The following is a 7,666-nucleotide window of genomic DNA, read 5'->3' as shown; positions in this document are numbered from 1 at the left end:
CGAGCAGGACCCCGGCGGCCGCCAGGGCGAGCGCTGCCCGCACGCCGCGTCGCGGTCGGTGCACCCGGGTCCGACGGACGGCGGTGCGGGCGAGCTCGGCGACCGCGACGAGGGCGAGCAGCGGCGCCGTCACGATCGGCTCGAGGTACCGCGGGGTCTCGGAACCGGCGACGACGACCCCGACCGACACCGCGGCGACCGTGACGAGCGGGAGCGCGGCGGCGGCGAGGACGGTCCGCGAGGTCCGGACCCGCCACGCCCACACCGTGCCGCCGACCGACAGCAGCACCCCCACGAGGAGCAGGAGCAGCCCCGCGTCGCCCGCCGCCGAGCCCGCGCGGTCGTCGGTGAGCGCGGCGAAGAAGCCCAGCGTCTCGGCCGCCCGCGACGGCTGGACGTAGCTCGAGGGGTCGAGCGACACGAACGGCCGGAGCGGGATGCGCAGCAGGTACCCGACGACGGAGCCGAGGGTGAGCGTCCCGACGAGCAGCGCGACCGGACGCCACGGGAGTCGCCGGGCGAGCGCGAGGAGCACGAGCGTCACGATCGCCGGGCCCGCCGACCACGGGACGTACAGCGGGTTCGATGCCGTCGTGCACGCGGCGACCAGTCCGAGCACGACGAGGACCGCGACCGACGCCCGCCCGAGCCGCACGACCCGGAGCACCAGGACCGCGGTGCCGAGCATCGCCAGGACCGCGCCGTAGTAGTAGGTCGTCGTGAGGAGCAGGGACGCGAGCTCCAACGAGGTCGCGGTCGCCGACGACTCGGTGAGCACCAGGAGCGTCACGAACCCGAGGGCGACGGTGGAGACCGCGATCCGTGCCGACCGCCGAGCCGACGGCATGAGCTCGTTCGCCGCCGCCCGGACGAGGGCGTACACGGCGACCAGCACGAGGACGCCGTTCAGCGCGAGGGCCTGCTGCGGCGTGGCCGTCACGAGGGAGCAGAGGAGGTACACCGGCAGCTCCGGGAAGAAGAAGAGCGCCGGGGACATCGCCCACTCGAAGGGCTCGCCGAGCCGCATCGACCGTTCCACGAGCGGCAACAGCACCGAGTCGCCGTCGTACCAGAGCAGGGCGACCCTGGAGGTCGCGACGACGTGGTGCAGGGCGATGACGGACAGGGCCAGCGCGACCAGGGCGCCCAGCGCCTCCTGGCCGACCGCGAGCCCTCGCGCGCGCCACCGCGAGCCGCCCGTCGGACGCGCCACCTCGGTGGTCGTGCGTGCGTCGGAGGCCATGACCGGAGCGTACCCACTCGGACCGGCTACCCTTGTGGGCTGTGACCGACGCGCGCGACCAGCTCATCCAGTTCATCACGGACGAAGCGGTGTTCCACGGAGACTTCACCCTGACCAGCGGGAAGAAGGCGACGTACTACATCGACCTCCGCAAGGTGAGCCTGGACCACCGGGTCGCCCCGCTCATCGGTCAGGTCATGACCGACCTCATCGGGCAGGTGCCGGACGTCGCCGCCGTGGGCGGACTGACCATGGGTGCCGACCCCATCGCGAGCGCCGTGCTGCACCAGGCGGCCGCCCGGGGGCTCGCCTACGACGCGTTCGTCGTCCGCAAGGAGCCGAAGGACCACGGTCGCGGCAAGCAGGTCGAGGGGCCGGACCTCCGCGGCAAGCGCGTCATCGTGCTCGAGGACACCTCGACCACCGGCGGGTCGCCGCTCAAGGCAGCCGAGGCACTCGAGCGCGAGGGCGCGATCATCGCCGCCGTGGCAGTCGTCGTCGACCGCGACACCGGCGCCAAGGAGAAGATCGAGGCCGCCGGGTACCCGTACTTCGCGGCGATCGGGCTGGCCGATCTGGGGCTGAGCGCGTGACCGAGGAGCGTCCGGACGACGCGCACGAGCCCGACCAGGCCGCCGGTCCCGCAGACGGGGACGACGGACTGGAGGCACGGCGCGGCTCCGCCCCGGACGCTCCGTTCCACGGTCTCCGCAGTGCCGCTGACATCTTCGGTGCGCCGCGGGGAGCGGACGACTGGCCCTCGCGCCGTGAACGGCGCGAGGCGGAGAAGACCGCGCGCGAGACCGGTGCACCGCTGCCCGACCCCTTCGAGCCCGAGACGTCCGCCGACGACGACTCGACGCAGGCGATCTCGATGCCCGAGCAGCTCGAAGCGCCGTCCGAGCACCCCCAGGCCGACGCCGAGGCCGAGCGGGCCACGCTCTCCGACCGCATCCCGGTGGCGTCCCCCGTCCCACCGGCGTCGACGACGCCGCACCCGTCGTCGATCAGCCTGCCGACGGCCCAGACCCACCGCGACCAGCGAGCGGCCGAGAACCGTGCCGTCGACGAGGAACGACGCCGCACCGACCCGTTCGGCGCCGGACGCGAGGACGTCGACTGGCTCGGTCGGGCCACGGGCTCGCAGCCGCCCGGCGCGCCCGCGGCTCCCGCCCCGGCGTTCCCGGTGGCACCGCAGCCGGTCGGCGTCGAGAACGTCCTGCCGTCCTCCGACGAACCTCCGAGCTTCACCGAGCTCCTCCGCATCAGCGACGACGAGACCGAGGGCACAGGGGGCCACGAGCGGCCGTTCGACTGGGCGATCCGCGACGACGAGACCGGCGAGGTGCCGGCGACCCTGACCACGAACGCGTTCGACACGACGGCGCTCGCCGGTGGCTCCTGGAACCTGGCCGACGAGTCGGACGAGGACGTCGTGTCGGGCGAGCTGCCGACCCCGGCGGACGGGACCCCCGTCGTCGGACCGACCACGGCGGTGGAGCCCGGGCACCTCGACGAGGCGACGGACGCGCCGGAGGACGAGCCGCGCCTCCCGGCCGACGAGCCGACCACCGCACTGCCGGTCGCCGGGAGCCCGTGGTGGGCCGAGCCGGACGGCACCGTCCCGCCGACGGCCGCGCCACCGCTCGTCGAACCGGCCGCCTCCGACGCGGAGACGACCGCGTACCCCGCGCACCTGCCCCCGGCGGTGGGACAGGACCTCGACGCAGTCATGGGCATCCGCGGTCACGAGCCGGCGCCACAGGGCGACGAGCCGGCACCGCTCCCGGCCGCCGCGCCGGACGACCTCGACCAGTCCGAGTGGGACGGGCGCGAGACCAGCGACACGAGTGCGATCAAGGACCTCTTCGGGACCGAGGCCGTCGGGCAGCTCGGCGGGACCGGGTACGACCCGCACGACACCGGCACGCGCATGATGCCGGCCGTCGGTGGCACGCCCGGGCACGCTCCGGCACCCGACCGCAGTCCCGTCGCACCTGCGGCGCCGGCCTCCGCGGGCGGTGGCGACCGCGACAACTTCATCAACGAGGGTTTCGCGAAGCTCCGGAACGAGGGGCGGCGCGGCAAGCTCCTGCTCGTCTGGGGCTCGGTCGTGCTCATCGTCGTGCTGGTCGTGGCGGTGTTCGCCCTCACGCAGTGGATCCTCGGCAACCGGATCGACGAGCGGACCCCGGCGCCGACCGCGACCTCGGCGGCATCGGCCCAGGCGACCCCGAAGGCGACACCGACCGCTGCGCCGTCGCAGCCGTCGTCGGCGTCGACCTCGCTCGAGACGCTGCAGTTCGCCACGACGCCGGCGGCACCCGGCGAGCACGCGTGGACCGACCTCGCCGGCGGGGAGTGCCTGTCGCCGTTCACGAACGCGTGGGCGCAGACCTACACGGTCGTCGACTGCCAGACGCCGCACGTCGCCCAGCTCACCGCGAGGCTGCCCGTCTCGGCGAACCAGTGGCCCGGGCCGGACGCGCTCGCGGCGCAGGCGGCCGAGCAGTGCCAGTCCTCGGAGGCGTTGAACGCTTCGGCCGCGGCGGCGTACGGGGACGTGCAGGTGCAGGGGTCGTACGCGCCCGACCAGGCGACGTGGGACCAGGGGGACACGTTCATCTCGTGCTTCGTGACGCGGTCGTCGGGGGACACGATGACGGGGTCGGTCGCGCCGGGGGCGTAGGCGCGGGAGCCGGTCGGGTCCGGCGGGGTCGGGGCCGGGCCGGGTCGTGCGGGGCCGGGCGGGGTCGTGCGGGGCCGGGCGGGGCGTGCGGACTCGGAACGACATCCCCGATGTCGTACGACGTCGATCTTGTCGTTCCGAGTCGACCGGCGACCGGTCCGCCGGCGTCAGGCCGCGGCCGAGACCTTCGCCGACACGTCGGTGAGGGTCCGCAGCTCGTCGGCGGTGAGCTCGAGCTCCGCCGACGCCAGCAGTGCCGGCAGCTGCTCGGTGTTGCGCGCGCTGGCGATCGGCGCGACGACGTCCGGCTGCGCCTGCAGCCACGCGAGGGCGACCGTCGCGACCTCGGTGCCGCGGTCCTGGGCGATCGTGGCGAGTGCGTCGACGACCGCGAGCCCCTCGTCGGTGAAGTAGCCGGAGACCTGGCCCTCGCGGTCCTTGCCGGCGAAGTCCTCCTTCGTGCGGTACTTCCCGGTCAGGAAGCCCGCCGCGAGGGAGAAGTACGGCACGACCCCGAGGTGCTCGGCGGCGGCCAGGGGAGCGATGTCCGACTCGTACGGCTCGCGGGTGACCAGGTTGTAGTGCGGCTGGATCGCGACGGGCAGTGCGAGGTCGTTCTCCCGTGCGATGCGGATCCACTCCGCCGCGCGCTCCTTCGAGTAGTTCGAGATCGCCGTGTACCGCACGAGTCCGTCGCGCACGAGCTGGTCGAACGCGCGCACGGTCTCCTCGAGCGGGGTCGACTCGTCGTCGAAGTGCGCGTAGTACAGGTCGATCCGGTCGGTGCCGAGCCGCTCGAGGCTCGCGCGTGCCGCCGCGGCGACGTTCGCGGCGGAGAGGCCCTGGAACTGCGGGTGCTGGGAGACCTTCGTGGCGATGACGACGTCGTCGCGCTTGCCGGACTTCCGGAACCACGAGCCGATGACCTGTTCGGACTCGCCGCCCGAGTTGCCGGGTGCCCAGGCGGAGTAGACGTCCGCGGTGTCGATGAAGTCGCCGCCGGCCGCGGTGTAGGCGTCGAGCACCTGGTGGGAGGTCTGCTCGTCAGCCGTCCAACCGAAGACGTTGCCGCCGAGGGCGAGGGGGAACACCGTGAGGTCACTGGTACCGATGCGGGGCATGGGGATCCTTTCGAAAGGTCGTGTCGAACGAACCTCCCCACGCTATGCCTCGACCCTTGGCGGGCGGTCTCCGGACGTCATGCAGGACGGTGCGCTTGCATGGGGCCATGTCCGCGCTCACCACCGCACTCGCCGACCCGCGCTCATCCGTCCGTCTCCGCGCCGTCATGGCAGCGGGGACGCACCCGGACCCGGCGGACCTCGACGTGCTCGTGGAGCAGTGCGCGGTCGAGCCGGACTTCTTCGTGCGTGACATGCTCACGTGGGCGCTCCTCCGGCTCCCTGCCGAGGCAGTCGTCCCGCGGGTGCTGCCGGAGCTCGAGCGACCGCTGCCGCAAGCCCGGAGCCAGGCGCTGCACACGCTCTCCAAGATCGGCGACCCCGCGGTGTGGCCGTCCGTCCGGCCCTCGTTGCGGGACTCCGACGTCGGGGTCCTCCGGGCGGCGTGGCGCACGGCGGCCGCCCTCGTCCCGGACGCCGAACGCGACGCCCTCGCCCGGACGCTCGCGGAGCACCTCGGCCGCGGCGACCAGGAGACCCGGCTCAGCCTGTCCCGCGCGCTGGTCGCACTCGGCGAGGACGTCGTGCGACCGGTCCTCGACGACGCCTCCGCGCACGGGTCGGACGACGTCCGGGCGCACGTGGCCGAGGTCGACCGGCTGCTCCGCGACCCGGACGCCGCGAGTGCCCTCGCCGTCGAGCGCGCCCGCCGCGAGGTCGCCCTCGGCCGCACCCGCTCCGCGAAGGGGTAGCGGCCACGAGGCGGCGTGCCGTCGCGGGGGGGGGGGGGGGCGGGGGGGGGGGCGGGGCGGGCGGCGTTCGGGGGACGCGCCGCCGAGTGAGCAGGAATCGTCGGGTAGCGGACCGCGGCCTGACGATTCCTGCTCACTCGACGCGGTGGGCGCGGCCACCAGACGGACGGGAGGCGCGGTGCGGGGCCGACCCGCGCCTCCAGGCCGTGACGGGGCGGGCAGGGGAACACCCGGATTCGGGCCGACGAACAGGCCCGATCGGCTTGCGCATGCCGATCGGAGCGCGCCAAGGTGGACGTCGAAGGGGAGTAGCTCCCAACGCGTGCATCGACACACTGGCCATCACGACGATCGGCCCGGTGCGCGTGGCCCTCGAGGCGAGCGAGACCTTCGGCCGTTCCGCCATGGCCGAAGCCGCTCGAGTGTGTGCAGCGTCATGGCTCGACCACGAGGACCACCATGACGAACACCCTCACCCCTGCCCCGACGCCCGAGGTCGTGGCGCCCCGGATGGGAACCAGCGCCTGGGGGCGCATCGCGATCTGCATCGCCATCGCCCTGCCCGCCGTCGTCTTCCGGATCGGCGGGTTCGCCCCGGACCCCGTCGTCGACCTGCTCGTGTTCGGCGGTGCGGTCGTCGCCGCCTCGTTCCTGCTCGCCTGGGCCGCCGAGGCCGCGCAGAAGGACATCGCCGGCGCCCTCGCGATCGCGATCCTCGCGCTGATCGCCGTGCTCCCCGAGTACGCGGTCGACCTGTACTACGCGTTCCGCTCCGGGTACGACCCCTCGTACGAGCAGTTCGCCGCGGCGAACATGACCGGCTCGAACCGGTTGCTGCTCGGGTTCGGGTGGCCCCTCGTGGTGATCATCTCGCTGCTCGTGGCACGGCGGTACGTCCGGCTCGGATCGCTGCCCGCAGCGGTGACGCGGGTGCTGTCGCTCGAACGCTCCTCGCGCCTGGACATCGGGTTCCTGGCGCTCCTGGCACTCGTCGCGTTCCTCATCCCGCTGATGAGGTCGATCCCGATGTGGTTCGGCTTCGTCCTGCTGGCCGCGTTCGTCTGGTACCTCTGGCGGGCGTCGAAGGTGTCGGACGACGACGAGGACGACGAGCAGATGGTCGGCATGGCGGGCAACATCGCCTCGATGCCGCAGCGTGCGCGCCGGTGGACGATCGCCACGCTGTTCGTCGTCGCCGCGGCCGTGATCCTGTCCTCGGCGGAGCCGTTCGCGGACGCGCTCGTGCAGTCCGGGAGCGCGCTCGGGATCGACAGCTACTTCCTCGTGCAGTGGCTCGCGCCGCTCGCCACGGAGGCACCCGAGTTCATCGTCGCCGCGCTCTTCGCCCTGCGGGGGATGGGTGGCGCCGCGATCGGGACCCTCATCGCGTCGAAGGTCAACCAGTGGTCGCTGCTCGTCGGGTCGCTGCCGATCGCGCACGTGCTCGGCGGTGGGACCTCGGGCGGGTTGCCGTTGGACGGTCGGCAGGTCGAGGAGTTCATGCTGACCGCGTCGCAGACCGTGCTCGGCGTGGCGATCATCATCGCGCTGCGGTTCCACCGGTGGTCGGCGATCGGGCTCACGGCGCTGTTCGCGGTGCAGTTCTTCGTGACGGACACGAACGGGCGCTGGGTGCTCAGCATAGTGCACCTGGTCGCGGCGGTCGTGGTGTCCTGGATCAACCGACGGGAGATCGTGCCGACGGTGACGGCGCCGTTCCGTCGCGCGGGGCGGGGGTGAGGTCGCACTTCGTGCCGCGTGGCGAGCGGAGCGGCCGGCCTTTCGTGCGATCTCAGCGGATGCGAGTGGCGCTTTGTACGACCTCGGCGCGGTGAGGCTGGCTTGGGGACGGGAGGCGCGG

6 protein-coding genes are annotated in these 7,666 nt (G+C 73.4%); 4 read left to right on the top strand and 2 right to left on the bottom strand.

The features are described from left to right. Positions 1-1,243, bottom strand: a 1,243-nt coding sequence (locus Q7F20_RS16885) for a hypothetical protein (protein WP_305741227.1), incomplete at its 3' end; no start/stop codon positions are given. A gap of 41 nt (positions 1,244-1,284) precedes the next feature. On the opposite strand from Q7F20_RS16885, the gene pyrE reads away from it, so the two are divergent. Continuing rightward, entirely contained in the window at positions 1,285-1,836 is a 552-nt protein-coding gene (gene pyrE / locus Q7F20_RS16880; protein WP_305741226.1) for an orotate phosphoribosyltransferase, read from the top strand. After that, positions 1,833-3,932, top strand: a complete 2,100-nt coding sequence (locus Q7F20_RS16875) for a hypothetical protein (protein ID WP_305741225.1) — start codon at positions 1,833-1,835, stop codon at positions 3,930-3,932. The genes pyrE and Q7F20_RS16875 overlap by 4 nt, the downstream gene beginning before the upstream one ends. A gap of 167 nt (positions 3,933-4,099) precedes the next feature. On the opposite strand, the gene Q7F20_RS16870 is transcribed toward Q7F20_RS16875, so the two are convergent. Continuing rightward, positions 4,100-5,053: an aldo/keto reductase gene (locus Q7F20_RS16870; protein ID WP_305741224.1), complete on the bottom strand. Its 954-nt coding sequence runs from the start codon at positions 5,051-5,053 to the stop codon at positions 4,100-4,102. Between the two features lie 107 nt (positions 5,054-5,160). Between Q7F20_RS16870 and Q7F20_RS16865 the strand changes: the two genes are divergently transcribed. Beyond that, positions 5,161-5,805, top strand: coding sequence for a HEAT repeat domain-containing protein (locus Q7F20_RS16865; protein WP_305741223.1), 645 nt, complete (start codon positions 5,161-5,163; stop codon positions 5,803-5,805). Positions 5,806-6,264: 459 nt separating this feature from the next. Then, the gene (locus Q7F20_RS16860) at positions 6,265-7,545 is read left to right on the top strand and encodes a sodium:proton exchanger (protein ID WP_305741222.1); all 1,281 of its coding nucleotides are present in this window, start codon (positions 6,265-6,267) and stop codon (positions 7,543-7,545) included. Positions 7,546-7,666: the final 121 nt, after the last annotated feature.

Origin of the sequence: Curtobacterium sp. A7_M15 (genome assembly GCF_030705415.1) — a bacterium.
Classification (GTDB): domain Bacteria; phylum Actinomycetota; class Actinomycetes; order Actinomycetales; family Microbacteriaceae; genus Curtobacterium.
The sequence above is the reverse complement of the archived record's forward strand: the minus strand, read 5'-3'. Positions and strand labels throughout refer to the sequence as shown.